Source organism: Halogeometricum pallidum JCM 14848, assembly GCF_000337095.1.
Classification (GTDB): Archaea; Halobacteriota; Halobacteria; order Halobacteriales; family Haloferacaceae; genus Halogeometricum; species Halogeometricum pallidum.
Map to the genome: position 1 here is coordinate 63,831 of NZ_AOIV01000024.1, position 23,785 is coordinate 87,615.

Genomic DNA, 23,785 nt, shown 5'->3' on the forward strand with positions numbered 1-23,785 from the left:
CCGCTACTCAAGCCACCGGACGACCGACGGCGTCTCCTCCTCCTCGTCGGGGTCGGGCGCGTAGCGGTCGGCGACGAGCAGTCCGACGGCGTCGTTCAGCGCGTGGATGGCGATGAGCGCCGGCAGCGACCGGAACCAGAGGTACAAGAGGGTCGTGACCAGCGCCGGTTGCGCGATGCGGAGGACGGCCTGTCGGTCCCACGTGTCGCCGAGGTGACCGAGCGTGAACGCAAAGAAGGCGACGACGCCCGCGAACGGGACGCTCCCGGTCAGGGCGGCGAGTCGTTCGACGGCGTAGCCGTGGTACGGAATCTCCTCGGTGACGCCCGCCGTCGCCGCGACGAACAGGCGTTCGGGCACCGACAGCGCCGCGAACGAGCCGATTCCCTCGGCGAGGCTCTCGCCGCCGTCCCCGACGCGGGCCCACAGGGGCGCGAGGAGGAGGTTCGTCCCGAGCATCGCCGCGAGGCCGACGCCGACCCGCCAGACGAGAAGCGCCGTCGACTCGACGCGCCACCCGATGGACGCCGGCGTCGCGCCCTCGGCGGCGACGACGAGGAGGATTATCGCGGGGACGACCCACTTCCAGGCGTGGTCCGAGAGGGTGCCACCGGCCCACCCGAACCGGTCGCGTAGCCGGTGCAGCGACTCGAAGCCGACGAGGGCGACGACGAGTCCGAACGCTGTGACCGGCGTGAGTTCCACGTTCTCCGTCGGGGTGTCGGACCGCTTGGCTCTTTTCGTCTCCGGTGGGACGCGCGGCGCGTCGCCGGCTTCAACGCCGGTCGGTGCCGGTCGGCGGCGGAGCGCGCGCCTAGACGGCGTCGCGGCCGGTCTTTCCGGTCCGAATCTGCAGGGCGCTGTCGACGGACGTCACGAACACCTTGCCGTCGCCGGGTTCGCCGGTGTGCGCCCCGTCGGCTATCGCTTCGACGACGTCTTCGGCCGGAATATCGGAGACGACGCACTCTATTTTCACCTTCTGGTGGAGGTCGACCGTGTACTCCTCGCCGCGCCACTGTCCCTTCTTCGCCGGCTGAGAGCCGCGACCGGAGACGTTCGTCACCGTCAGCGACGGCGCGCCGGCCTCCGCCAGCGAGCGTTTCACGTCCGAAAGCTTGTCCGGTCGGACGATAGCTATCACCATCTTGATTCCTCCATCGTTCGGCAGTTCTTCGCTCATGATTCAGTTCTCTCCATCTTCCGTGGTAGTCTTTTCCACGCCACTGACCCGCCCGCCGTCGGCCGTTCGGTCCGACGGGGGACGCGACCCGCGAGTTCGTTTTCCGCCGTCAATCCGGACGCCGCCGTCCACGCGGACGGCCTCGTCCCGGCCGCCGAACTCGGGGTAGGTGTCGACGCCGTGCTCGGAGGAGTCGAGCCCTTCGAGTTCGTGTTCGCGGCTGACGCGCGCCTCGCCCGCGGCGCGGAACGCGCCGAAGACGGCGGCGGTGGCCGCAAGCGTCCAGGCGGCGATGACGACGACGCCGACGACCTGCGGGACGAGCAGTTCGACGAACGAGGCGTTCCCGGCCCAGAGGTCGACGGCGAAGACGGGGTACAACAGCGCCCCGAGGACGCCCGCGGAGCCGTGGACGGGGAAGACGGCGCAGACGTCGTCTATCTTCAGGCGCTTCTCGATGAACCCGAAGACGACGGGCAGTTGCGCGCCGGCGAGGAGGCCGACGACGATGGCGCCCGGCCAGACGATGGCGTCCGCGACGGACGTGATGCCGACCAGACCGGCGAGGACGCCGTTGGCGACGTACAGCGTGTCGACCTTCCCCGTCTTCACCAGCGAGAGGCCGCCCGCCCCCATGGCGCCCGCGGCCATGCCGAGGGTAGTGACGAGGGCGACGCGGCCGACGTAGGCGAACGACGCCAGCGTGACGCCGTCGGCCTCGGAGTACGCCAGGGGTGAGGCGGCGGTGCCGACGTTGAAGCCGTACCAACCGAACGCGAGGATGAGCGTCCCGAGGACGGCGAACGCCATCGAGTGACCGGGGATGACGTTGACGGAGCCGTCGTCGTTGTATCGGTCCATCCGCGGCCCGATTATCCACGCGGCCGTGAGACCGGCGATGCCGCCCATCGCGTGGACGATGACGCCGCCGGCGAAGTCGTGGAAGCCGAGGGTCGACAGGAAGCCGCCGGCCCACGTGAAGCCGACGACGACGGGGTAGATGACCCCCGCCAAGAGGACGGTGTACGTGATGTACGCGCGGAGTTTCGCGCGGCCGGCGACGGCGCCGGAGACGATGGTCGCGGCGGTCATGGCGAACACGGCTCCGAAGAGCCAGTTCACCCACGTGCCCGCCGCGCCCTCGGCGGGCATATAGAGGTCGGTGAACGCGCCGAGCACGTCGGCGCCGCCGCCCCCGGTGAAGCCGCCGACGATAGTCGAGACGGCGGCCCCGAGCAGGAAGTAGACCGTGACTCCGACGGACCACGTCAGGAGGTTCTTCGTCAACTGATTGGCGACGTTCTTCGAGCGGACCTGCCCCGCCTCCAGCATGGCGAAGCCGGCGTGCATGAAGAAGATGAGGAAGGTGACGGTGAGGACCCACACCATGTTCACCCCTTCGACGACGGTCGCGAGGTCGGACTGCAAGGGTGTCACGTGGCGATACCTCCGTTCGGCGGTGCTCCGGTTAGGTTTGGACGTTCGTTCATCAGTAGTCGGATTCGCGTTGGTTCGTGACGCGAAGCGTGGAAAATTCTATCCGGTCGAACACATATAAGGATAATCGTTGACAAATGTATGTTCTATGGGAGTATTATGGACGTTCGTCCGCTCTACAATCGGATAATAGCTGTATAAGGTCGTATCGTACGCGGATTCTCGGCAACTGTTGCCAAATTATCCGACGTACGTTTTGTTAAATATATGATAGAAGAAAGAACGAGGAGACTGCAGGGGACCGCGGCGCACGGGGTTCGCGGCCTACACCGCGTCCAGTCCTTCCTTGCCGGTCCGGACCTGCACGGCGCTGTCGACGGGCAGGACGAACACCTTGCCGTCGCCGGGTTCGCCGGTGTGCGCCCCGTCGCGGATGGCCTCGACGACGTCTTCGGCCGGAATATCGGAGACGACGCACTCCACCTTCACTTTCTGGTGGAGGTCGACCGTGTACTCCTCGCCGCGCCACTGTCCCTTCTTCGCCGGTTGGGAACCGCGGCCGGAGACGTTCGTCACCGTCAGCGACGGCGCGCCGACCTCCGCCAGACCGCGCTTGACGTCCGCGAGTTTGTCGGGTCGGATAACCGCCATCACCATCTTGATCTCGCCGTCGTTCGCGCTCATTGCTCCTCACCTCCTTCGGACGCGTCGGACGGAATCCACTCGCCGCCGTCCGTCCGCGCGGAGGACCCGCCGTCGGCCATCGGGTTCTCGCTCTCCGCGACGAACTCGGGGTACACCGAGACGCCGTGTTCGCCGAGGTCCAGCCCCTCAGCCTCTTCGCCCTCGGTGACGCGCAGTCCGACCGCCGCGTCGATGGCGTAGAGGACGACGCCGGACGCGACCGCGGTCCACGCCGCGATGACGACGACGCCGAGCACCTGCAGGACGAGTTGGTTCACCGCGAAGCCGCCGACGGCGAAGACGGGGATGAGCGCCGTGCCCACCGCGCCGGCGACGCCGTGCACGGCGAAGACGCCGCAGACGTCGTCGACCTTCAGCGTGTCGACGGTGTAGCGGAACGCGGGCAGGACGAGGAAGCCGCCGAGGCCGCCGAGGATGGCGCCGCCCCACCACGTGACGTGGGGGACCGCGCCGGTGACCGCCACGAGCCCCGCCAAGAGGCCGTTCGCGGTCCAGAGCGGGTCGGGCTTGCCCTGGTAGTACGAGGACATCACCATCGCCATCGCGCCGCCGGCGCTCATGCCGAGGGTGGTGACGAGGGCGACGCGGCCGAGCGCCTCGCCCATGAACGTCAGGCCGCCGTCGTCGCCGACGGCGAGGATGGTCGCCTGCGTGCCGACGTTGAAGCCGTACCAGCCGAACGCGAGGATGAACGTCCCGAGGACGGCGAGCAGCATCGAGTGACCCGGGATGGGTCGGCTCTCACCGCTGCTGTCGTAGCGACCCTTCCGCGCCCCAACCAACTTGGCGGCGACGAGGCCGGCCACCCCACCGCACATGTGGACGACCGTCGCGCCCGCGAAGTCGAGGTAGCCGGCCCCGAACGCGCTTCCGAGGAAGCCGCCCGACGAGAGGAGTCCGCCGCTCCACGTGAAGCCGACGACGACGGGGTAGATGACCGCCGTCATCACGACGGTGAACAGCACGTACGCGCGGAACTCCATGCGCTCCGCCACGGCGCCGGAGACGATGGTCGCGGCGGTCATGGCGAAGACGGCTCCAAAGAGCCACCCGATCCAGTCGCCGGGGTTGTTGATGTACGCGAACGCGCTCGCGACGTCGAACGTCCCCGAGGAGGTCAGGCCGCCGACTATCGTCGCCACGCCCGCGCCGACGACGAAGTACGTGAGCGTCCCGAGTATCCAGTCGTTCATGTTCTTCATCAGGACGTTCCCCACGTTCTTCGCCCGGACCTGCCCCGCCTCGAGGAGGGCGAAGCCCGGCTGCATGAAGAAGATGAGGAACGTCACGACCAGCACCCAGACGGTGTTGACCCCCGAGGCGATGGCCGAGGCGTCGGCTTGGAGGAGGAAACTCATACGTCCGCCTCCGACGATGGACAATCGTCAACTATTCCGACGTAAACTACTCCGTTCGTGTTCGAGTTCACGCGAGAACGTCAGGATAATATAGTACATAAGTGTATGCCTCCTACGTGTCCATTTATTAGCCGTATCATTCGACGAACGGCGCTTTTACCGCACAATCTAATGCATATAAGGCCGTTTATCTCCCGATTTGGCGACGAAAAAGCAAAATATCTGGACGAACGTTCACGCAATACCTGCCGGAGCGCGCGGTTCGGTTCGCGCGCAGGCGGGTCGCGCGGGCCCGGAGGGGACGCGAAGGCCCGCCTCAGAGCGAGGCGGCGACGTCCTCGGCGAAGTAGGTGAGAATCAGGTCGGCGCCCGCGCGCTTCATCGAGAGCAGCGACTCCGCCGCCGCCTCTTCGAGGTCCAACCAGCCGTTGTCCGCGGCGGCGTGGAGCATCGCGTACTCCCCGGATACGTTGTAGGCGGCGACGGGGTGGTCGAACCCCTCGCGCACCGCGCGCACGACGTCGAGGTAGGCGAGGGCGGGTTTCACCATCAGCACGTCCGCGCCCTGTTCTACGTCGGACGCCACCTCGCGCATCGCCTCGCGGGCGTTCGCGGGGTCCATCTGGTAGTGTCGCCGGTCGCCGAACGCCGGAGCGCCGTCGGCGGCGTCGCGGAACGGTCCGTAGAAGGCGCTCTCGTACTTCGCCGCGTAGGACATGATGGGCACGTCCTCGCGCCCGGAGTCGTCGAGTCCCTCGCGGATGGCGCCGACCATCCCGTCGGTCATCGAACTGGGGGCGACCATGTCCGCGCCCGCCTCGGCGTGCGAGACGGCCGTCCTCGTCAGGAGGTCCAGCGTCTCGTCGTTCTTCACCGTCAGCGTCGGGTCCGTTTCGGCGTGCTCTTCTACGACTCCGCAGTGCCCGTGACTGGTGTACTCGCAGAGACAGACGTCGGTGATGACGTAGGCGTCCGTCGCCTCCGTCACCCGCCGCGTCGCCTCCTGTACGACGCCGTCCTCGGCCCACGCCCGCGTCCCGCGTTCGTCCTTCGACTCGGGGATGCCGAACAGCATCACCGCCTCGACGCCGGTCTCTCTGACCTCCTCGACGCGCGCGACGGCCTCGGAGACGGGGACGCGCTCCTGTCCCGGCATCGACTCGATGGGGATTCGCTCCTCTGTCGTCGCGTCGACGAAGACGGGGGCGATGAGGTCGGAGGCGGAGAGGTCCGTCTCGCTGACGAGCGACCGGATACCGTCGGCCCGGAGACGTCGCGGCCGGTCGGTGAGATTCATACCCGACGTTCGAACCGCGGCGGAAAAACCGCATCGCTCCCGGCGACCGGGACGCCTCGCTCTGACGGCCCGACGCGGCCGGTCAGCCCCGTGACCGGTCAGCGAGACTACGTTCGGACGGAACGAAACTGGTATCAATCGTTCGGGGGTAGACCCTCCCAATGCAGGCCCTCCAGGTGGCGCAGATGCCCGCGGAACTGAAGGCGCTGTTGAACTCCGAGTGGGCCTACGTCGTCCTCTTCGGCGTCTTCGTGCTGGAAGGGGCGATGCTGATGTACTTCATGCCGAGCGAACTCGTCGTCCCGGCGTCGCTCGTCCTCCTCGGCACCGACGCCGCCGTCCCGGTCATCGGCGTGGCCGTCCTCGGCGCGACGCTCGGCCAGTACGCGCTGTTTAAAGTCGCTCAACGCGGCGGGCGCGAGTACCTCCTCCAGAAACGCTGGTTTAAGATCAGCGAGTCGAAACTCGACCGCTTCGACGGCTGGTTCGACCGCTGGGGTCCGGTCGTCGTCCCAGTGAGCAACTCGCTACTGTTCACCCGCGGGATGCTCACCGTCCCCGCCGGGTTCGCGGAGATGGACGATCACAAGTTCATCGCCCTCTCGGCCGTCGGGACGCTGTCGTTCGAGGTCATCCTCGCGGCGTTGTATCTCTACTTCGACACGCTGCTGTGACGCAACCGGTCGAACTCACTATCCGTTCTGTGAACTCGTCTGCAACGTGGTCGACCTGCAGGGTCTGCTCTTCGTCCTGACCGGTTTCCGAATCTGACGTGGTCTCGAAGCGCGCGACTCGGACTCCGATTCCGGCCGTCGCTGTGATGGCGCTCTTCGGCCTCGCGCGGTTTTCACTCGGGTCCCGTTCGCGTGAATCGGTCCGTGAAAACACCTGCGTCATTTCATCCGATACGCGTCTTCGGCCGTCCCCACTCGCTCGATGCGGTCGATGTTTCGTCGATATTCACCGAGAGGCGTTCGCGCGAGATTCACCCCGTTCGATCAATATCTGTCGGCGTCGACCGCGTCCTCGTTCGCATACGCTCACTCGGTTCGGTCGATATCTAATCGATATTCATCGAGAATCGTTCGCACGAGGCTCACTCCGTTCGATCAATATCGATCTGCTCCCGCAGGGCGGCGAGTTCGTCGGAATCGGCGAGTTCCTCGACACGCTCTCGGAAGTGCCGTTCGCAGAGGCCCACCTTTATCCCGTCTTTTTCGGCGGCGTACGCGGCTTTTCGGTCGCAGTAGTGGCACTTCATACACCCCTTTCGTTCCTCACCCGATTTAACTCTACGCTCCCGGTTATCGAGGGCGAGAGTCCGCGTCAGACGCTGGGAACGCGCGCGGCGAACGCCTCGAAGGCGTCTCGCGGCGGGCCGGCGACGCCGAGCGTCCTGTCGTGCGCGTCGCTCCCGCCGGTCAAGAGGAGGTCGTGCTCGGCGGCGACGCGTTCGACGAGGCCGGTATCCGCCCGTTCGGCGGCCGCGCCGCCGTAGGGGTAGAACCGCTCGACTGCGTCCAGTTCGGCGGCGCGTCCGAGCGCCGCCTCGGGGTCCGGATAGCGGAACGGGTGGGCGAGACCGATCACCGCACAGGCATCCCGAAGCGCTTCCACGCCCTCCTCGAACGCGGGGACGTACCGCTCCACGTAACAGGGGCCGTCGTTCCCGATGAGGTGTTCGAACGCGCCCGCGTAGTCGTACGGGGCGTCGCTCTCCTCGACGGCGCGCGCGATGTTCGGTCGGCCGATGCCCTCGCGGAGTTCGACGTCGAGGCTCACGCCGAGGTGCGACTCGACGCGTTCGACTATCTCTCGACCGCGCTCCTTTCGGTCGGCCTGAATCCGCTCCGTCACCTCGCGGACGCGGGGCGTGTCGCGGACGCCGTACCCGAGGAGGTCCAACCGCTGTTCGGCCGCCTCGACGCGGAGTTCGACGCCGCGTATCACCGTCACCCCGTCGCGTTCGGTGACGGGCGCGTCGAGGTCCGGATGGATCCGGTCGTGGTCCGTCACCGCGACGACGTCAACGCCCCCGGCGGTCGCGGCCGCCGGAACCTCCGGGACCGTCAGCACCCCGTCGGACGCCGTCGTGTGGAGGTGGAGGTCCGCGGCGGGGGCCTCGTCGCCGCCGTCGCCGTTCCGCTCTCGAATCACGGTCGTGGGTCGGCCGTGGCCCCTGAAAGCGTTTCCGACCGCCTCCTAATATGTGGTATAATGACCATAATACAGACTAATGTGTACAATCACGATAATGGAAAAACATTATGAATAGGGCCTGGCTACGACTGGGTGTAATGCGCCTGAACCGAACCGGCGACCTGATCGACGCCCACGAATACCCCGCGACCACCGAAGAACTCATCGAGGCGTACGGCGACCAGACCATCGAACACCCCAACGGCAGCGAACAGGTCGGAGACGTGTTCGCCCGCACCGGGTCCGAGACGTACACCTGCGCCGACGACGCCCGAAACGCCCTCCTTTGCGGTTTGGGCCACGAAGCCGTCGGTCGCCGCTACTACAGCGACCGGGACGTCTCCACCTTCGGCGAGGACGGTCCCGAACAGGTCTCTTTCTAAAAATTAGAACGGCACGTCGAGGGGGACGCGCCCCTTTGTGTAGCCGTCGAATCTACCGTCGGGCCGGACCCGAAACACCACCGCCGGCCGGTGGTGGACCTCGGGTTTCTCGTCGCGAACCGCGCGCCACTCGTCGTCCGGGAACGACGAGCAGTCGACGAACAGGACGACGCCGCCGCCGTGCTCCTGTAACTGTCCGCCGGACTTCGTCTCGGCGGTGTCGCGGACGGCGGCCACCGGCGTCCCCGCACTGCGCTTGCTCGTCGGAAGCGGCCGCGTCACCTCGACGAGCGTTCCGTCGCCGCCCTTCGTCGCGCGGTAGTCGATGGCGTGCCCGGTGGTGACGTCTATCTCGGGGACGATGTCGTAGCCCATGTCGACGAGGAACTTCCCGGCGTTGAACTCGCCCATCGACGCGGTCATCCGCGTCAGGTCGAGGTACTCGGAGGTGCCGAGTTTCCCCGCCATCACTTCCCGGTAGTCGTCGAGGACGCCCGTCGCGAGGAACTCCTCGTAGAACGAGAGCGCCTCCTCGCGCGTCGCGTCGGGGAACCCCGCGGCGTGGTCGTAGAAGAACGACCGGGTCGTCTCGCGGCCGTCCTTTGAGAGGAAGACGGGGAGGAAGTACCACGAGAGGTGGGGGTACGGCTCCAGCCACGGCGACTCCTCGTGCAGTTGCGCGGTCAGTTCGCGCGTCACCCACCGCCTTATCGCGTGGGGAACCTCCTCGAATCCTTTCTTGTCGGTCCGCCAGAGGGCCTCGGGGGTCTCCGTGTTGCCCATCCAGTAGGCGTCCTCGCCGTCCCAGCAGAACAGGGCGATGTCGCCGTTGTCCATCTCGAACCGCACGGCTTCGAAGCCGCTCGGCGGTTTGAACCACGGCGTTTCCATCGTCGCTCCGAGGTTCGAATCGAGGTCGTCGTACAAGTCTCGCCGGACGCGGGCCTCGTCCCACCGTCCCGGCGCGTAGCGAAATCGCAGGGGACGTGCCACGCACGTGATTTCTTCGGGCTCCCGTATAGCCGTTCCGCGTCGTCCGTGTCGTTCTCCGTTGCTTATATGTGGGAAGAACACACACGTTACCCTGTATCATGTCGATGGGTGCCTACGACGACGACGAGCACGAACGCAGAGAGCGGAAGAACGGCTCGGTCGACGCCGCCTTCGACGACGACCGGCGGGTGTACCGCGGGGAGATGACCTACGACGCGGGCGACTCCGCGGAGGCCCTCCTCGACCAGTTCCGCGAGATGCAGGAGCGCTAGGCCTCGTCGTCCACGTCGACGGTCACCGCGGCTATCGTCGAGACGACGGTAACGGCGACGACGTGGCCGCCGACGGCCATCAGCATCACGGGTTGGTCGAGGATGAACGGCACCAGCGCTAACTGCGCGACGCCGAAGAGGACGTTCCAGCCGTCCGCGATACGGAGCGTCCGCGCCGTCGCAGAGTCGACGGTGTAGCGCCAGGACCCCCACACCGAGACGATGGCCGCCCACCACGAGGTGCCGATGCGGTAGCAGAGGTCCCAGAGAACGAGTAGCGTGAGGTAGACGACGACGACGGGCGGTTCGCGTCCGAACACCGCCGTCACCAGCGTCGTCTCCCCCTGTAGCGGGTCGTAGACGAACAGGTGCGTGACGAGGGCGACGAACGCGAGGACCCCGAGGACGACTTCGATGCTCGACCCGAACAGCAGGCGCGTGTACGCGTCGGGGAGGTTCGTCTCCCGCGTCGTCCGGCCCATCCGGAGCATCACGACGCTGCCGACGGCGGCGACGCCGACGGCGATGCTTCCGGGGACGACGGCCTGCCAGAGGTCGTACGCCCACGCGAAGAAGACGACGAACACCTCGAACAGTCCCAGTTGGAGGGCGATGGCCTCACCGTCGGTCAGGTCGATGCCGGGGAGGGCGCCGACGATGCTCTCGTACACCCACGTCTCCCCGAACTGCGTGCGCGACACCCGCACGTCTCGCGGTGCGCGCGGCATTCAGCGGTCCGTCGGGTTCGCGTTCGATTCGAGGTCGGTTCCCCCCGCACCCGTCCTGGGTCCGTCGCCGTCGCTCTCGCCGCCATCGCCGGTATCGCGCTCCTCGATTTCGCCGTTCTCGTCGGCTGCGCCGTCGACGTTGTCGCCGTCGCCGTCGTCACCCCCTCGTTCTATCGCCGGAACCGTCCGTTCGCTCACCGACCCCTCGGCCTCTCCGAGGGCGCGGCGAACCGACTCGTCGAACGAGGTCAGCGACACCTCGACGTACTCTTTGATGCTGTCGTCGCGGACGACGACGGAGTTCTTCAGCCCGTCTATCAGCGGTCTGGCCACGGAGGGCGGCACGTCGGTGACGAAGCCGACCCAGTACGAGGAGAGACGCGGCGTCAGCACCGGCACGGAGAACAGTTTCGTCCGCCGGCCGAGGAGGCCGCCGACGCGCGTCAGCACCTCCCCGTAGGTCAGCACGTCGGGACCGCCTATCTCGAACGTCCGACCGGCCGTCTCCGGCGCGTCGAGGACGCCGACGAGGTACGCCACCACGTCGTCGACGCAGATGGGCTGACACTCCGTGTCCACCCACCGCGGTGTCACCATCACCGGCAGGCGGCCGGCGAGTTGGCGTATCACCTCGAAACCCGCGCTCCCGTCGCCGATGACGATGGCCGCGCGGAGCGTCGTCAGGTCGAACGCCCCCTGCCCGAGGATGAGTTCGACCTCTCGGCGCGACCTCAGATGCGACGACAGGCGGTCTTGGTCCTCGCCGAGGCCGCCGAGGTAGACGGCGCGTTCGACGCCCGCCTTCGACGCCGCCCGCTCGAAGTTCCGCGCGGCCCGCCGGTCGCGCTCCTCGAAGTCCTTGCCCGACTGCATCGAGTGAACGAGGTAGTAGGCGGCCTCGATGTCCAGCGCCGAGAGCACGTCCGCGAGCGTCCGGCTTCCCCGGTCGTCCTCGGTCGATTCGCCGTCCGGGCCGCCGTCGACGACGCGGTAGCTCCGCGGTTCGAGCAGGTCGCCCTCGACGACGCGAACGCCGTCCGGCAGGTCGCTCGACGCGGCGTCGCGGACGAGGACCGACACGTCGTGGCCGGCCTCCCGAAGCGCGGGGACGAGACGACTGCCGACGAACCCGGTCGCGCCGGTCACGAGAACTCGCATGGCCTTTCGAACGGACGCGACCCTGTTAACGGTTCGTCCCGCCCGGTCGGCGCACGGCCCCGCCGCGACCGCCGGGCGTCGCCCCGCCGCCTCCGCTCACTCGACGGACTCCCACCCGGGCGTCTCCGGGGCGCCGCGGGCGACTTCGACCGCTTCGCCGCTCGGGGCGTCGGAGGCGTCCTCGCCGACCGCTCCCGCGAGTTCGGCCCACTCGCCGGCCGCGCCGCCGGCCCACGAGTCCGCGTCGAGGACCGCCTCGCGGGCGTCCGCGGCGCGCGCTTCGTCCACTTCGACCGACCCCGGGTGCGACCCGACGGCGACGCCGACGAACGACGCGCGGTCCGCGTCGGTCAGTTCGCCCGCCCGCATCCTGTCGACGACGCCGTCGAGGCTCCCGGGGTCGGGGTGGGCGAACACCTTCGACCCGACGGCCTGCGGACCGAGGAGCAGGCCGCTCACGTCCGGCGCCTCGCGGTCCAGCAGTCTGTCGCCGCCGAAGGCGTCTTCGACTCGCTCGCACTCGGTCTGTTTTTCGAGCGCGAGATTGTGGCCGGGGTATTCGGCGCACTCGTCGGGGTACAGGTCGTCGCCGTGGATGCGACACTGGAGCGTCTCGGGGTCCAGAAAGGCGCAGGCGTCCATCCACGTCCGGCCGACGCCGAACGGCGAGACGGGTTTCGGCGACTTCCGGAGGCCGACGAAGAACGCCGGTCGGTCCCCGAGTGCGGCCACTTCGACGCCGTCTATCTCGACGCCGGGGTCGGATTCGCCCCGGTCGGTTCCCCCATCGTCGCCGTCGTCCTCGCTCTCTCCCTCGCCGGCGGCCCACATCCGCGGGACCAAGGCGTCCCCGAACCCGCCGCGGACGAACCCGGCCACCTCGTCGCGCGTCAGGGGGACGAGGTTGTACACGTCGTCGAGCGGTCGTCTCGGTCCGCGACGCTCGTGGTCCGAGGGCGCCGACGACACGGGGCGCCAGTCGACGCAGCATCCGGCGCAGCCCTCGCAGTTCACCTTCATGTACGTGGATTGTCGGCGGTCGGACAAGAAACTCGGCGTGGACCGGACGGACTGTCCGCGGACGCGACTGATAGGCCTCCGTCGAAGCGACCCGCCGCCACTCGGTGACCGAGCGCTCTTACCCGTCGAAGTCGTCCTCCGACCCGTGACGAAAGAACCGTGCGACGGCTGCGGTCAACCCGTCCGTATCGGCGGCGGCATCGGCGACTTCTGGTCGTTCTCGACCGAGTCGACGCAGGGAATCACGCTCGAATTCGACGACGGCGGCGAGTTCTTCCTCTGCTACGACTGCATCGACCGCCTGCCCGACGACCGCGCGGCGACGAGCGAGGACGTGAAGGCGCTGTGAGGGCGTTCGGGGCCGTCCGCCGACTCGGACCGCCGGGAGCGATGCTTTTACTCCCGGCGGCGGCCACTCGCAGACGTGGACCCCGACCGAATCCTCCCGTCGTTCCCGGCGCCCAGTTACCGCGGCGCGCAGGAACGGGCCCTCCGCGACGTGCGCGACGCCTTCGCCGCCGGCAACGATGTGGTTCTCGTCCGCGCGCCGACGGGGAGCGGCAAGTCGCTTCTCGCGCGCGCAATCGCGGGAGCCGCCCGGACGACCGAGGAGGCGAAACCCGCGCAGGCGACGGACGCCTACTACACGACGCCGCAGGTGTCGCAACTGGACGACGTGGCCGACGACGACCTGCTCTCGGACCTCAGCGTCATCCGCGGGAAGTCCAACTACACCTGCATCCTCAACGGCGAGACGGACACGCCTGTCGACCGCGCGCCGTGCGCCAGACAGAAGGGGTTCGACTGCACCGTCCGTCACCGCTGTCCGTACTTCTCGGACCGCGCCATCGCTTCTAACAGACAGATCGCGGCGATGACGCTCGCGTACTTCATGCAGACCGCCGGCTCGGACGTGTTCCGGCAGCGAGACGTGGTCGTGATAGACGAGGCGCACGGCCTCGCGGAGTGGGCCGAGATGTACGCGACCATCGACCTGAACCCCCGCACGGTCCCCGTCTGGGACGACGTGGGCATTCCGGACGTGACCGCCGCGGACGACCCCCTCGACCGAACGGTGCGGTTCGCCGAGGCCCTCCTACAGGTGTGTTCGAACGCGAAGGACGAACTGCTGACGAAGTCCGAACTCACGCCCGAGGAGGCGGCGCGCCGCGACCGGTTGCAGGAACTCCGCTCGGAGTTGAAGTGGCTCGTCGAGGACTACCGCGACCCGGAGAGTCCGACGACGTGGGTGGTCGACCAGTTCGGCGGCGAGGGCGAACCCATCACGGTGAAACCGCTCGACCCGGCGCGCTACCTCAAACACACCGTCTGGGACAGGGGGAACAACTTCGCCCTGCTCTCGGCGACCATCCTGAACAAGGAGGCGTTCTGCCGGAGCGTCGGTCTCGACCCCTCGAACGTCGCCCTGGTCGACGTCGAGCACACCTTCCCCGTCGAGAACCGCCCGCTGTACGACGTGACGCAGGGGAAGATGACGTACGAGCACCGCGAGGAGACGCTCCCCAAAATCGCTCGTCTGCTCGTCCGCCTGATGGCGAAACACCCCGACGAGAAGGGTCTCGTCCACTGTCACTCCTACGCCATCCAGTCCGAGTTGCGGAAGCGTCTCGCGCAGTTGGGCCTCGGCGACCGAATCCGCGGGCACGACAGGGGGAACCGCGACGCCGAGTTGGAGACGTGGAAGACCTCCTCGGGGGCGGAGATGTTCCTCTCGGTGAAGATGGAGGAGGCGCTCGACCTGCAGGGCGACCTGTGCCGCTGGCAGGTCGTCTGCAAGGCGCCGTACCTCAACACGAACGACTCGCGCGTCGCCCACCGTCTCGAAGAGGGCCAGTGGGCGTGGTACCGCCGCGCGGCGCTCCGAACGGTGATTCAGGCCTGCGGGCGCGTCGTCCGCGCGCCCGACGACTACGGCGCGACGTACCTCGCGGACTCCTCGCTGCTCCAACTGTTCGACCGGACGCGCTCGGAGATGCCCGACTGGTTCGCAGAGCAGGTCGACCGGATGTCGACGCCCGACCTGCCCGAGTTCGACCAGGAGGCCGCGGGCGGGCGGGGACGCTCCGGCGACGCGCCGCGTTCGTCCGCTGGTTCGGCGTCGACCGCGCCGCGCTCTCGGTCCTCGTCGCGGCGTTCGCGGTCCGGCGGGTCGAAGGGTTCGAACGCCGGCGCCCGAGCGAACGGGTCCGACGGGGGAGACGCCGGGGACGACTCCCGGTCGAACCACCCGCTGTCGGACGTCTGGGGCGACGGCTAACCGGGCGCGTACGCCCCGTCCCCACACGAATCCCACCGAGGCGGCGACGAAGTCCGTTACAGCAGGAGGCTGGCCCCGTACGCGAACGTCGACCCGCACATCAGGACGACGAGTATCAACGCGAGTATCTGTTGTCGGTCCACGTTCCTTCTGACGACCCGGGGGGTTTCAATCTTACTGCCTGACTGGTCTATCTGGAAGCATTTACACCGAACGGACCGCGGCGGCGGACGTTTACTTAATGATTGTTAATTCTATTACCTTCATGTACCGAAATTCTGGCGATTAGATTCCAAGTACTGCATTAATATCCCGGTAACCCTTATGTCTGTCACGCACTCTCACGAAATAGTTAACACCCTCGGGTTTGTTAGTGGAATTGTATCCGGCCATGCACACACACGCGCTGACGACGGCGATGACGCTGTATCAAAGCGGAACGCTGACGCTCTCACAGGCCGCGACCCGCGCGGGTCGTTCGGAGGCGGAGCTAGTGGCCGCCCTCCACCAACACGGTATCGAACTTCACGACGAAGCGGACGTGACCGCCGCGACGGCGGACGCGCCCATTCGAGCGGACTGATTACTCTTCGGCGTCCGACTCGACGGCGTCGTTCGGGAGAATGTGAAGCCCCGCGCGACTCTTGAGTACGGGGACCGAATCGGCGTCGCTGTCGAAGTAGGAGGGTCGCGAGATGGTCTTCGATTCGTACGTCTCGGGGTCCAACACCTGCACCGCGTTCTCGTCCTCGACGGTGACGACTGTCGTCTCCGCGGCGTCGTCGACGGTTCCCAGCCGACGGGCCTCCGGCGTCTCGCCCTCCTCGAAGCGCGCCTCGTACTCCCCACCGGTGTCGATGCGGACGCCCTTCAGGTTCCCGCGGACGCTCCGCACGAGGACGGGTCCGCCGTCGTCGTCGGTGTCGATTACCTCGCCCGGCGTGAACTTCGGCAGGCGGACGGCGTAGGTGACGCGGTACACCTCGTTACCGTCGCCGTCCTCGGTGACCAGCGTGGGGTACTCCTCGAAACTCCCGCCGAGTTCGCGGACGACGTGCTTGGCGATGCCGCCGCCCATCTGGTTCGTCGATATCTTGATGTCCGGCCCCTCGCCGGACTCCGTTATCTCGGAGATGAAGGCGTTCCTGTCGCCCGTCTCCTGTCGCTCGGCGATGTAGGACTCCGCTATCTCGATGGCGCGTCGCTCCTCTTCGTTGGTCGGGTCGCGGTCCTCCCCGCGTATCTGGACGATGCTGGCGTAGTAGCCGCCGGCGATGCGGCCGCACCGCTTGCAGGTCTGTCTGGATATCAGTACGGGCACCGTCACCGTCTCCTCGACGCGCGTCCCGCGGACGATACCGGAAAAGGTGCAGTGCATCCGGATGTTGTTCTCGTCGACCTGCTCGGGTTCGACGCCCCAGCGGACGTCCTCGGCGCTCAGGTGGACGCCGAGCGCTTCGGATACCTCCTCGACGGCGACGTCGGTGTAGTCCTGAGCGCCGACGTCCACCCAGCGATTCCCCTTGTGGACCGCACCGCACTGCGAGCAGACGCGGACCTCGATTCGCTCCGGGGCGTCCACGAGGTCGAAATCCTCGAAGTAGCACGAATCGCAGAGCACCGCGTCTTTGTCGCGCGGCATCCCGGGGAGGGGTTCCTCCCGTTCCGGGACCGGGTCGCCGCAGCGCGGACAGAAGTCGCCTGAACTCATTCGACTGTTTTAGTGGACGAGCGCGTTTAAGGACGGCGGACCGCTTTTAGTCCGTCACTCCTCCAGATACGTCAGCGCCTCCTCGTCGGTCACCTGCCCGAACTCCCGATAGTAGGCGCCGACGGCCGTGAAGTTCTCCGGCGTCTCCACGACTACCACCTCGTCCGCCTCCCCGCGGAGGTCTGACAGCGCCGACGCGGGGGCGACGGGGGCGCCGAAGACGACGCGCGAGGCGCCGCCCTCTCGAACCATCCGCAGGCAGGCCATCGCCGTCGCGCCCGTGGCGACGCCGTCGTCGACGACGACGACGCGCTTTCCCTCCACGTCCGGGAGGGGGTCGCCGCCGCGGTAGTCCCGAACCTTCTCGCGGGCGACTTCGGCCTCCGCTTCCCGCTCGGATTCGATATACGACTCGTCGACGCCGAGTCGCTCCACCAGCGAGTCGTTCAGCCAGAGGCTCCCGTCGCCGGCGACGGCGCCGACGGCCAACTCGGGGTTGTGCGGCGCGCCGAGTTTCGAGGCCACCGCCACGTCCAGTGGGGTGCCGAGGGCGTCCGCGACGGCGCGGCCGACGGGGAGGCCCCCGCGCGGAATCGCGAGGACGGCGTCCGCCTCGACGCCCGCCTCGCGCAGTCGCTCGCCGAGTCGCTTCCCCGCATCCGTGCGGTCTGTGAACATACATGTACCGTGGCTCGGCGGACCGAAAAGCGCTTCGCGGCCGCGGTTCGGCCCCGCCTACCCTTCGTACAGCGTCGGCGCCGGCACGTCCGCGTCCGCGGCGTCGCGCCAGGAGTGCGCGGGCGTCCATCCGAGCAGTTCCTCCGCCTTCGCCGTCGACAGGGCGGACTCCTCGCCGTCCAGCGAGCAGTCTGCGGGCGCCTCGCCGAAGCACTCGCGGACGGCTTCGACGGTGGGCCACCCGAGGTAGTTGTCCGCGGCGGCGGCGTGGAACGCCTCGTGACCCGCGAAGCCGGTGTCGGCGTCGAGGGCGGCGGCGACGAGTCCGGCCACGTCGCGCACGTCGACGTACGACCACCAGTTGCCCGCGCCGCCGGAGATGTCCGCCGAGGCGGCGACATCCCGGCAGTTGTACTCGCCGGGGTACTGAATCCACGACGGGCGAATCGATGCGACGCGGACGTCGAACCGACGGCTCACCATCTTCGCCACCTCCTCGCCGGCGGCTTTCGAGGCGCCGTAGGGGTCCTCTGGACGGAGTTCGTGCGCCTCGGTGACGGGGAGCTCGTCCGGGACGCTCTTCTCCTCGGCGAAGGCGAACCCGTACGCCGACTCGCTGGAGGCCCAGACGACTCTCGCGTCCGCGCGGCCCGCGCCGACGAGCGTGTTGTACGTGGCGAGGACGTTCGTCTCGAAGACGCGCCCGCCGGCGTGCCGCGTCGGCGAGGGGAGGTTCGCCCAGTGGACGACGGCGTCGGGGTCCAGTCCGGCCAAGAGGTCCAGCGCCTCTCCCCTGTCGGAGAGGTCCGCGGCCCGGAAGTCGACGTTCTCGCGCGCGTCCACCTCGAAGCCCGGATGCGAGAGGTCGACGCAGACTACTTCGTACTCCTCGGCGAGTCGGGCGGCTATCCACCGGCCGGAGCGACCACCCGCCCCGGTGACGACGACGGTTTCCATACCGACTCGACGACCCTCTCTCGCATAGTTCCGTCGCGTCGCTCGCCGTCGCCCGTCGAATGCGACGACCGGGCGGCTTCGAGCGTCGGGAGCGAAACTTCACACTCCAACAGCGTTTATACCGACGAACACGAAGATACGGGCATGGATTGGAAACCGGACTGGGGACTCCGTGGGCGCATGGTGCTCACGATGTTCCTGCTCTTCGCGCTCTACATCGTCTTCGTCGGCGCGCTCGTAGCCACGCGAAGCTGGGTCATCCTTCCGTTCGTCGCGGTGTTCCTGTTCGCGCAGTTCTTCTTCAGCGACAAACTCGCGCTGTACAGCATGGGCGCCAAGGAGGTCTCCGAAGAGGAGTATCCGCAACTCCACGCGACCATCTCTCGGCTCTCTCAGCAGGCCGACCTGCCGAAACCGAAGGTGGCCGTCGTTGACTCGCGCGTCCCGAACGCGTTCGCCACCGGCCGGTCGCAGAAGAAGGCGGCTGTCTGCGTGACCACCGGTATCATGCGGACGCTCGACGACGACGAGTTGGAGGGCGTCCTCGCGCACGAACTCGCGCACGTGAAGAACCGCGACGTGATGGTGATGACCATCGCGTCGTTCCTCTCGACGGTCGCGTTCATGATCGTCCGCTGGGGATTCTGGTTCGGCGGCGGCGGCAACCGCGACCGGCAGGGCGGCGGCATCCTCGCGGCCATCGCCGTCTCGCTGCTCGTCTGGATCGTCTCGTACTTCCTCATCCGGGCGCTCTCGCGCTACCGCGAGTACGCCGCCGACCGCGGCGCGGCGGTCATCACCGGCCGTCCCTCGGCGCTTGCGTCCGCCCTGATGAAGATATCCGGACGGATGGACCAGGTGCCGCAGGACGACCTGCGCGAGCAGTCGGAGATGAACGCGTTCTTCATCATCCCGATCAAGAGCGGCTTCATCAGCCGTCTGTTCAGCACGCACCCCTCCACGGAGAACCGCATCGAACGCCTCCGCCAACTCGAACGCGAGATGGAGACGGCGTAAGATGGGCTTCATGGACTCGATTCGCTCCGTCCTCGGAATCAGCGCCGAGGCGGACGCCACGCGTGACGCCGACCCCGAGGACCTCTTCGGGATGAGCACCGCCTACCTGACGATGGAAGCCGACCTCGGGTTCGAATCCGTCGGCGCGGCGGCGCTCTGCTTTTCGTCCGTCGACAGCACCGACTTCGCCGAGACGGTCGAGGAGGTAGAGGCCATCCTCAAGGCGGGCGAAGAGGAGACGGGGACGACGTTCCGCGTTCAGGAAGACGGCCACGGGTGGGAGTGGGTCGTCCTCGAAGACGACGACCCCGAGGACCTCGTGACGAGCGTTCACTTCGCCGCCGACGAGTTCATCGAACGCGGCTACGGGTCCCGCCTCCTCGCCGCCGTCTTCGGCTTCGAACGCGACGGCGACCGGGCGTACTGGATTTACTCGTTCCGGCGCGGCGCGTACTACCCGTTCGCGCCCGAACGCGGCCGCGAGCAGAACGACCGCGTCCTGCTGAAACTGGAGTCGGTCCTCGACGGCGAACTCGGCCTCGAACCGGACAAGGAGTACTGGTACCCCATGTGGCCCGACCGCGAGGGCGGACACCCGTGGCAGTGACTCGATAGGCCCGATCTCAGACCGCGACGCGACTTCGCTCACTACCCGGACCCCGACACGACCGGCCGGTCGACTCCCGGTCTCTCTTCTCTTCCGTGTCCCTTCGCGAGGAGCGCCGACGCCGCGAACCGTCGCTTAAACCTTCAGGATACGTTGAAAGATAGCGCGCCGCGGTCGACCGATTTCACTTCCACCACGGTGTTAACGAGGGTTTATGTGCTCGTGGGCCTCAGAGTGAGATACGATGCCCGAAGACGATCTCGAAAGTCTCCCCGGCGTGGGTCCCGCCACCGCAGACAAACTCGTCGAAGCCGGATTCGAGAGCTACCAGTCGATAGCCGTCGCCAGCCCCAGCGAACTCTCGAACACGGCCGACGTGGGCGAATCCACCTCCTCCGACATCATCAAGGCCGCCCGCAAGGCGGCGGACATCGGCGGCTTCGAGACCGGTTCGATGGTCCTCGAACGACGCCAGCAGATCGGGAAGCTCAGTTGGCAGATTCCCGAAGTGGACGAACTTCTCGGCGGCGGACTGGAGACGCAGTCCATCACCGAGGTGTACGGCGAATTCGGCTCCGGGAAGTCGCAGGTCACCCACCAGATGGCCGTCAACGTCCAACTGCCGCCCGAACACGGCGGTCTCGGCGGCTCCTGTATCTTCGTCGACTCCGAGGACACCTTCCGTCCCGAGCGAATCGACGACATGCTCCGCGGCCTCGACGACGAAATCCTCCAGGCCACGATGGACGACCGCGAGATAGAGGGGACGCCCGGCGACGAGGCGGCGATGGAGGAACTGCTCAGCGACGTCCTCGACAAGATTCACGTCGCGAAGGCGTTCAACTCCAACCACCAGATCCTGCTCGCCGAGAAGGCCAAGGAACTCGCGCGCGACCACGAGGACGACGAGTTCCCCGTCCGCCTGCTCTGCGTCGACTCGCTGACCGCCCACTTCCGCGCGGAGTACGTCGGCCGCGGTCAACTCGCCGACCGCCAGCAGAAACTCAACAAACACCTCCACGACCTGATGCGCATCGGCGACCTGTACAACACCGTCGTCCTCGTGACGAATCAGGTCGCCTCGAACCCCGACTCGTACTTCGGTGACCCGACCCAGCCTATCGGCGGGAACATCCTCGGTCACACCTCGACGTTCCGCATCTACCTCCGCAAGTCGAAGGGCGACAAGCGTATCGTCCGCCTCGTCGACGCGCCGAACCTCGCGGACGGGGAAGCGATCATGCGGGTGCAGGACGGCGGTCTGAAGCCGGAATAAACGGACTGCGGCGACGCAACCGGCTCTTCTCTCTTTTCGCTTCCGACGAGCGACGCCGTCGGTTCACCTCCATCCCGTCCTTCGGTTACCGTGCTACATGCTAACGACTATTAAGTCGGCGGAACCCGAACGGTGGCGGTATGGCCTCTCGAATCGACACCTCGTCGCTCACGACGCTCCACTACGTCGGTATCGCGCTCGCGGCCCTCTCGGGGGTGATCCACCTCGTCCTGGGCGTCGGCTCGCTGCCGACGGCGTTCGGCGTCTCTTTTCTCGTCGCCGCCGCCGGGTTCGCCGTCGGCATCGCCATGGTCGCGCTGAACGTCCGCCGCCGGTTGGCCTACCTCCTCGGCGTTCCGTTCGTCCTCGGACAGATCGTCATCTTCGGCTACACGGTGATTCAGGGGCTGAATCAGCTCTCTCCGGTCGCCGCCGCCGACAAACTCGCGCAGGTCGCCCTCGTCGCGATACTGGTCGTCCTCCTCGGTCGCGAGTAGTCTCGCCGGAAGCGGCGGTCAGGGAAGCGGCCTCTCTCGGCGCCCGGTGACGACGTACCAATCGACGAGAAAGTTGGCGAGAAACGGGAGCATCGTCGCCGTCGCCGCCGTCCACGCGACCCACTGCGGGACTGCGGGCACGAGGAGGACGGCCGTCGTCGCCATCTGCCCGCCGGCGAGCACGCGGCGCGAGGCGCTGTGCGGGAGGTCGAAGACGGGCAGTCCGCGCCGCCGCCGCGTCCACGCGCCGAAGACGAAGAGGTAGCGCGCGCCGCCGACGAGCGGGTACCACGGGGGGAGTGCCCCGGCGCCGACGCCGACGACGGCGGCGACGAGGAGTCCGGCGGCGTCGACGTTTATATCTAACCACGCCCCGAGGAGCGTCCGACGGTCCCGTGCGCGAGCGATAGCGCCGTCGAGAGGGTCGAGCGCGGCCACGGCCCCGTAGAGGAGGGTGGGCAGCCACCCCGTCGCCGACGGGACGGCGAGCAACCCGGCGAGCGAGGCGACGAGCGCCCCTCGGAACAGCGTCACCGCGTTGGCGACGCCCAGCGTGTCGAACGTCCGACTCCCGTCGGGCGGGTGGTTCCGACCGACGTTTCGGCGCGCGAGACCGACGGCGGCGGCGACCCCCGTCCCCGAGAGGACGGCCCACGGCAGGCCCGTTCCGGGCGCCCGTCGCTCGGCGACGGCGGCGGCGACGCCGATGCACGCGAGGAACCCGACGCCGAGCGCTGTCAGTTGCCGCGTGGTCCGAGACGATGCGGCACCGTCCGTCGGCCCCTTCGTTCCGTCGCTCGCCCGAGCCCGTGTCGTCTCGTCCGTCCGAGGTGCCGCCGCGCGGTTCTCCGATCTCTCCTCCACGACGTCCGCTAGGGGGGCGGCGGTGGTGAACGTTCGCACGCGCGACAGCTTTACCCTCGCTCACTCGTCAGTCGTGGTATGCACCGACAGACAGCGGCCGGGAGGGCGACGCCGTGCTCCGCGAGCGTCCGCCGGTGACCGATGCGAGGCGCGTCCGGTTCACCGCGCCGCGAACCGTCGACGTCGAGTCCGGCCCGGTCCCGCGACCGGCGGACGACGAGGTGCTCGTGGAGGCGACGGTGTCGGCCGTCAGCCCGGGCACCGAACTCCTCGTCTACCGCGACGACGTTCCGGCGGGCGTCCCACTCGACACGACGATAGACGGGCTGACCGAACCGCTGTCGTATCCGCTGTCGTACGGCTACGCGGCCGTCGGCGTCGTCACCGCCGTCGGCGACGCCGTCGACGCCACGTGGGCGGACCGCCGGGTCTTCGCCTTCCGCCCGCACGCGAGTCACTTCTGTGCCACTCCCGACTCGCTCGTCGTCCTCCCAGACGGCGTGTCCGACGAGGACGCCGCGATGCTGGCGACGGCGGAGACGGCGACGGGGTTCGCGATGGACGGCCGCCCCCGCGTCGGGGAACGCGTCGTCGTCTTGGGACAGGGCGTCGTCGGCCTCCTCACCACCGCGTTGCTCGCGCGGTTCCCGCTCTCGGAACTCGTCACGGTCGACCACCACGCTTCGCGTAGGGCTCGATCCCGGGCGCTCGGCGCGCACGAGGCGTTCGCGCCCGAGGCCGTTCCGGACGGCGTCGCCGACCGCTTCCCGGGGGACGGGCGGGCGGACCTCACCTTCGAGCTATCGGGAAACCCCGAGGCACTCTCGGACGCCATCTCGGTCACCGGCGACGACGGCCGCCTCGTCGTCGGATCGTGGTACGGCTCGAAGCCCGTCTCGCTCGACTTGGGCGGGCGGTTCCACCGCAGTCGGATGCGCCTCCGGTCGAGTCAGGTGAGCGAAATCGACGCCGACCACGCCGGTCGCTGGGACAAGGCACGCCGTCTCGACTACGTCCTCGACGCCATCGAGGACCTCGAACCCTCGTCGCTCGTCACCCACCGGTTCCCGGTCGAGGATGCCGCCGAGGCCTACCGGTTGCTCGACCGCGACCCGGCCGATACCGTACAGGTGCTCTTCACCTACTGATCGGACCCGACCGCGGCTT

The 23,785-nt window shown here is 67.8% G+C and carries 27 protein-coding genes; 11 read left to right on the forward strand and 16 right to left on the reverse strand.

The features are described 5' to 3' along the window. Positions 1-3 precede the first annotated feature (3 nt). From C474_RS10325 to hemB, 6 genes are all read right to left on the reverse strand, one after another. A complete protein-coding gene (locus C474_RS10325) occupies positions 4-705 on the reverse strand; it encodes a CPBP family glutamic-type intramembrane protease (protein WP_008386547.1) in 702 nt (233 codons plus the stop codon). Between the two features lie 109 nt (positions 706-814). After that, positions 815-1,183, reverse strand: coding sequence for a P-II family nitrogen regulator (locus C474_RS23090; RefSeq protein WP_008386548.1), 369 nt, complete (start codon positions 1,181-1,183; stop codon positions 815-817). Between the two features lie 3 nt (positions 1,184-1,186). After that, positions 1,187-2,572, reverse strand: a complete 1,386-nt coding sequence (locus C474_RS10330; RefSeq protein WP_083862008.1) for an ammonium transporter — start codon at positions 2,570-2,572, stop codon at positions 1,187-1,189. 372 nt (positions 2,573-2,944) lie between these two features. Continuing rightward, entirely contained in the window at positions 2,945-3,304 is a 360-nt protein-coding gene (locus C474_RS10335; protein ID WP_008386550.1) for a P-II family nitrogen regulator, read from the reverse strand. Next, a complete protein-coding gene (locus C474_RS10340; protein WP_008386551.1) occupies positions 3,301-4,683 on the reverse strand; it encodes an ammonium transporter in 1,383 nt (460 codons plus the stop codon). The genes C474_RS10335 and C474_RS10340 overlap by 4 nt, the downstream gene beginning before the upstream one ends. A 316-nt stretch (positions 4,684-4,999) precedes the next feature. Then, positions 5,000-5,980 carry a porphobilinogen synthase gene (gene hemB, locus C474_RS10345; RefSeq protein WP_008386552.1) on the reverse strand — a complete coding sequence of 327 codons (981 nt, stop codon included), beginning with the start codon at positions 5,978-5,980 and terminating at the stop codon, positions 5,000-5,002. A 161-nt stretch (positions 5,981-6,141) separates the two neighbouring features. Between hemB and C474_RS10350 the strand changes: the two genes are divergently transcribed. Beyond that, entirely contained in the window at positions 6,142-6,654 is a 513-nt protein-coding gene (locus tag C474_RS10350; protein WP_008386553.1) for a DedA family protein, read from the forward strand. A 422-nt stretch (positions 6,655-7,076) separates the two neighbouring features. On the opposite strand, the gene C474_RS22610 is transcribed toward C474_RS10350, so the two are convergent. Further along, the gene (locus C474_RS22610) at positions 7,077-7,241 is read right to left on the reverse strand and encodes a DUF6757 family protein (RefSeq protein ID WP_008386554.1); all 165 of its coding nucleotides are present in this window, start codon (positions 7,239-7,241) and stop codon (positions 7,077-7,079) included. Positions 7,242-7,306: 65 nt separating this feature from the next. Continuing rightward, positions 7,307-8,137 (reverse strand): PHP domain-containing protein, encoded by an 831-nt coding sequence (locus C474_RS10355; RefSeq protein ID WP_008386555.1) that lies wholly within the window; start codon positions 8,135-8,137, stop codon positions 7,307-7,309. Positions 8,138-8,277: 140 nt separating this feature from the next. Between C474_RS10355 and C474_RS10360 the strand changes: the two genes are divergently transcribed. Further along, positions 8,278-8,562: a DUF5789 family protein gene (locus C474_RS10360; protein WP_008386556.1), complete on the forward strand. Its 285-nt coding sequence runs from the start codon at positions 8,278-8,280 to the stop codon at positions 8,560-8,562. Positions 8,563-8,565: 3 nt separating this feature from the next. Here C474_RS10360 and C474_RS10365 read toward each other — a convergent pair whose 3' ends face one another. Then, positions 8,566-9,555: a DUF5784 family protein gene (locus tag C474_RS10365; protein WP_008386558.1), complete on the reverse strand. Its 990-nt coding sequence runs from the start codon at positions 9,553-9,555 to the stop codon at positions 8,566-8,568. Positions 9,556-9,653: 98 nt separating this feature from the next. Between C474_RS10365 and C474_RS22615 the strand changes: the two genes are divergently transcribed. Next, positions 9,654-9,827 carry a DUF5786 family protein gene (locus C474_RS22615; protein ID WP_008386560.1) on the forward strand — a complete coding sequence of 58 codons (174 nt, stop codon included), beginning with the start codon at positions 9,654-9,656 and terminating at the stop codon, positions 9,825-9,827. On the opposite strand, the gene C474_RS10370 is transcribed toward C474_RS22615, so the two are convergent. The 3 genes from C474_RS10370 to C474_RS10380 all read right to left on the reverse strand — a co-directional run bounded on the left by C474_RS10370 (position 9,824) and on the right by C474_RS10380 (position 12,733). Further along, complete coding sequence (locus tag C474_RS10370; protein WP_008386562.1) at positions 9,824-10,555, reverse strand: DUF7530 family protein; 732 nt, start codon at positions 10,553-10,555, stop codon at positions 9,824-9,826. The two genes, C474_RS22615 and C474_RS10370, sit on opposite strands and share 4 nt — an antisense overlap. Beyond that, positions 10,556-11,713, reverse strand: coding sequence for an NAD(P)H-binding protein (locus C474_RS10375; protein WP_008386564.1), 1,158 nt, complete (start codon positions 11,711-11,713; stop codon positions 10,556-10,558). 96 nt (positions 11,714-11,809) lie between these two features. Next, positions 11,810-12,733, reverse strand: coding sequence for a zinc/iron-chelating domain-containing protein (locus C474_RS10380; protein ID WP_008386565.1), 924 nt, complete (start codon positions 12,731-12,733; stop codon positions 11,810-11,812). Positions 12,734-12,878: 145 nt separating this feature from the next. Between C474_RS10380 and C474_RS10385 the strand changes: the two genes are divergently transcribed. From C474_RS10385 to C474_RS10395, 3 genes are all read left to right on the forward strand, one after another. Then, positions 12,879-13,082, forward strand: a complete 204-nt coding sequence (locus tag C474_RS10385) for a DUF7561 family protein (protein WP_049916919.1) — start codon at positions 12,879-12,881, stop codon at positions 13,080-13,082. 75 nt (positions 13,083-13,157) lie between these two features. Continuing rightward, positions 13,158-15,011 (forward strand): ATP-dependent DNA helicase, encoded by a 1,854-nt coding sequence (locus C474_RS10390; protein WP_008386573.1) that lies wholly within the window; start codon positions 13,158-13,160, stop codon positions 15,009-15,011. A 391-nt stretch (positions 15,012-15,402) separates the two neighbouring features. Continuing rightward, a complete protein-coding gene (locus tag C474_RS10395) occupies positions 15,403-15,594 on the forward strand; it encodes a DUF7317 family protein (RefSeq protein ID WP_008386574.1) in 192 nt (63 codons plus the stop codon). On the opposite strand, the gene C474_RS10400 is transcribed toward C474_RS10395, so the two are convergent. Genes C474_RS10400 through C474_RS10410 form a run of 3 tightly spaced genes read right to left on the reverse strand, consistent with a single transcriptional unit; the run spans position 15,595 to position 18,357 of the window. Continuing rightward, positions 15,595-16,722: a 60S ribosomal export protein NMD3 gene (locus tag C474_RS10400; RefSeq protein ID WP_008386577.1), complete on the reverse strand. Its 1,128-nt coding sequence runs from the start codon at positions 16,720-16,722 to the stop codon at positions 15,595-15,597. A 54-nt stretch (positions 16,723-16,776) separates the two neighbouring features. Next, on the reverse strand, positions 16,777-17,400 hold the full coding sequence (locus tag C474_RS10405; RefSeq protein WP_008386578.1) for a phosphoribosyltransferase: 624 nt from the start codon (positions 17,398-17,400) through the stop codon (positions 16,777-16,779). 57 nt (positions 17,401-17,457) lie between these two features. Then, entirely contained in the window at positions 17,458-18,357 is a 900-nt protein-coding gene (locus C474_RS10410; protein WP_008386581.1) for an NAD-dependent epimerase/dehydratase family protein, read from the reverse strand. A gap of 144 nt (positions 18,358-18,501) precedes the next feature. Between C474_RS10410 and htpX the strand changes: the two genes are divergently transcribed. The 4 genes from htpX (at position 18,502) to C474_RS10430 (ending at position 21,754) form a co-directional block, all read left to right on the forward strand. Continuing rightward, positions 18,502-19,374 carry a zinc metalloprotease HtpX gene (gene htpX, locus C474_RS10415; protein WP_008386583.1) on the forward strand — a complete coding sequence of 291 codons (873 nt, stop codon included), beginning with the start codon at positions 18,502-18,504 and terminating at the stop codon, positions 19,372-19,374. Between the two features lies 1 nt (position 19,375). Beyond that, positions 19,376-19,981: a PspA-associated protein PspAB gene (pspAB, locus tag C474_RS10420; RefSeq protein ID WP_008386585.1), complete on the forward strand. Its 606-nt coding sequence runs from the start codon at positions 19,376-19,378 to the stop codon at positions 19,979-19,981. 244 nt (positions 19,982-20,225) lie between these two features. Next, positions 20,226-21,257 carry a DNA repair and recombination protein RadA gene (gene radA / locus C474_RS10425; protein ID WP_008386586.1) on the forward strand — a complete coding sequence of 344 codons (1,032 nt, stop codon included), beginning with the start codon at positions 20,226-20,228 and terminating at the stop codon, positions 21,255-21,257. A 140-nt stretch (positions 21,258-21,397) separates the two neighbouring features. Further along, positions 21,398-21,754: a hypothetical protein gene (locus C474_RS10430; protein WP_008386587.1), complete on the forward strand. Its 357-nt coding sequence runs from the start codon at positions 21,398-21,400 to the stop codon at positions 21,752-21,754. Positions 21,755-21,772: 18 nt separating this feature from the next. Here C474_RS10430 and C474_RS10435 read toward each other — a convergent pair whose 3' ends face one another. Next, positions 21,773-22,618 carry a CDP-alcohol phosphatidyltransferase family protein gene (locus C474_RS10435; RefSeq protein ID WP_049916906.1) on the reverse strand — a complete coding sequence of 282 codons (846 nt, stop codon included), beginning with the start codon at positions 22,616-22,618 and terminating at the stop codon, positions 21,773-21,775. A 113-nt stretch (positions 22,619-22,731) separates the two neighbouring features. Here C474_RS10435 and C474_RS10440 point away from each other — a divergent pair, with 113 nt between their 5' ends. Further along, a complete protein-coding gene (locus tag C474_RS10440; RefSeq protein WP_008386589.1) occupies positions 22,732-23,766 on the forward strand; it encodes a zinc-dependent alcohol dehydrogenase in 1,035 nt (344 codons plus the stop codon). Positions 23,767-23,785 lie beyond the last annotated feature (19 nt).

Bases quoted from the DNA above. Each gene is read 5' to 3' on its own strand.
- C474_RS23090 (WP_008386548.1), bottom strand. From the start codon at position 1,183: ATGAGCGAAGAACTGCCGAACGATGGAGGAATCAAGATGGTGATAGCT.
- C474_RS10330 (WP_083862008.1), bottom strand. From the start codon at position 2,572: ATGGTGTGGGTCCTCACCGTCACCTTCCTCATCTTCTTCATGCACGCC.
- C474_RS10335 (WP_008386550.1), bottom strand. From the start codon at position 3,304: ATGAGCGCGAACGACGGCGAGATCAAGATGGTGATGGCGGTTATCCGA.
- C474_RS10340 (WP_008386551.1), bottom strand. From the start codon at position 4,683: ATGAGTTTCCTCCTCCAAGCCGACGCCTCGGCCATCGCCTCGGGGGTC.
- hemB (WP_008386552.1), bottom strand. From the start codon at position 5,980: ATGAATCTCACCGACCGGCCGCGACGTCTCCGGGCCGACGGTATCCGG.
- C474_RS10350 (WP_008386553.1), top strand. From the start codon at position 6,142: ATGCAGGCCCTCCAGGTGGCGCAGATGCCCGCGGAACTGAAGGCGCTG.
- C474_RS22610 (WP_008386554.1), bottom strand. From the start codon at position 7,241: ATGAAGTGCCACTACTGCGACCGAAAAGCCGCGTACGCCGCCGAAAAA.
- C474_RS10360 (WP_008386556.1), top strand. From the start codon at position 8,278: ATGCGCCTGAACCGAACCGGCGACCTGATCGACGCCCACGAATACCCC.
- C474_RS22615 (WP_008386560.1), top strand. From the start codon at position 9,654: ATGTCGATGGGTGCCTACGACGACGACGAGCACGAACGCAGAGAGCGG.
- C474_RS10370 (WP_008386562.1), bottom strand. From the start codon at position 10,555: ATGCCGCGCGCACCGCGAGACGTGCGGGTGTCGCGCACGCAGTTCGGG.
- C474_RS10375 (WP_008386564.1), bottom strand. From the start codon at position 11,713: ATGCGAGTTCTCGTGACCGGCGCGACCGGGTTCGTCGGCAGTCGTCTC.
- C474_RS10380 (WP_008386565.1), bottom strand. From the start codon at position 12,733: ATGAAGGTGAACTGCGAGGGCTGCGCCGGATGCTGCGTCGACTGGCGC.
- C474_RS10395 (WP_008386574.1), top strand. From the start codon at position 15,403: ATGCACACACACGCGCTGACGACGGCGATGACGCTGTATCAAAGCGGA.
- C474_RS10400 (WP_008386577.1), bottom strand. From the start codon at position 16,722: ATGAGTTCAGGCGACTTCTGTCCGCGCTGCGGCGACCCGGTCCCGGAA.
- C474_RS10405 (WP_008386578.1), bottom strand. From the start codon at position 17,400: ATGTTCACAGACCGCACGGATGCGGGGAAGCGACTCGGCGAGCGACTG.
- C474_RS10410 (WP_008386581.1), bottom strand. From the start codon at position 18,357: ATGGAAACCGTCGTCGTCACCGGGGCGGGTGGTCGCTCCGGCCGGTGG.
- htpX (WP_008386583.1), top strand. From the start codon at position 18,502: ATGGATTGGAAACCGGACTGGGGACTCCGTGGGCGCATGGTGCTCACG.
- pspAB (WP_008386585.1), top strand. From the start codon at position 19,376: ATGGGCTTCATGGACTCGATTCGCTCCGTCCTCGGAATCAGCGCCGAG.
- radA (WP_008386586.1), top strand. From the start codon at position 20,226: ATGCCCGAAGACGATCTCGAAAGTCTCCCCGGCGTGGGTCCCGCCACC.
- C474_RS10430 (WP_008386587.1), top strand. From the start codon at position 21,398: ATGGCCTCTCGAATCGACACCTCGTCGCTCACGACGCTCCACTACGTC.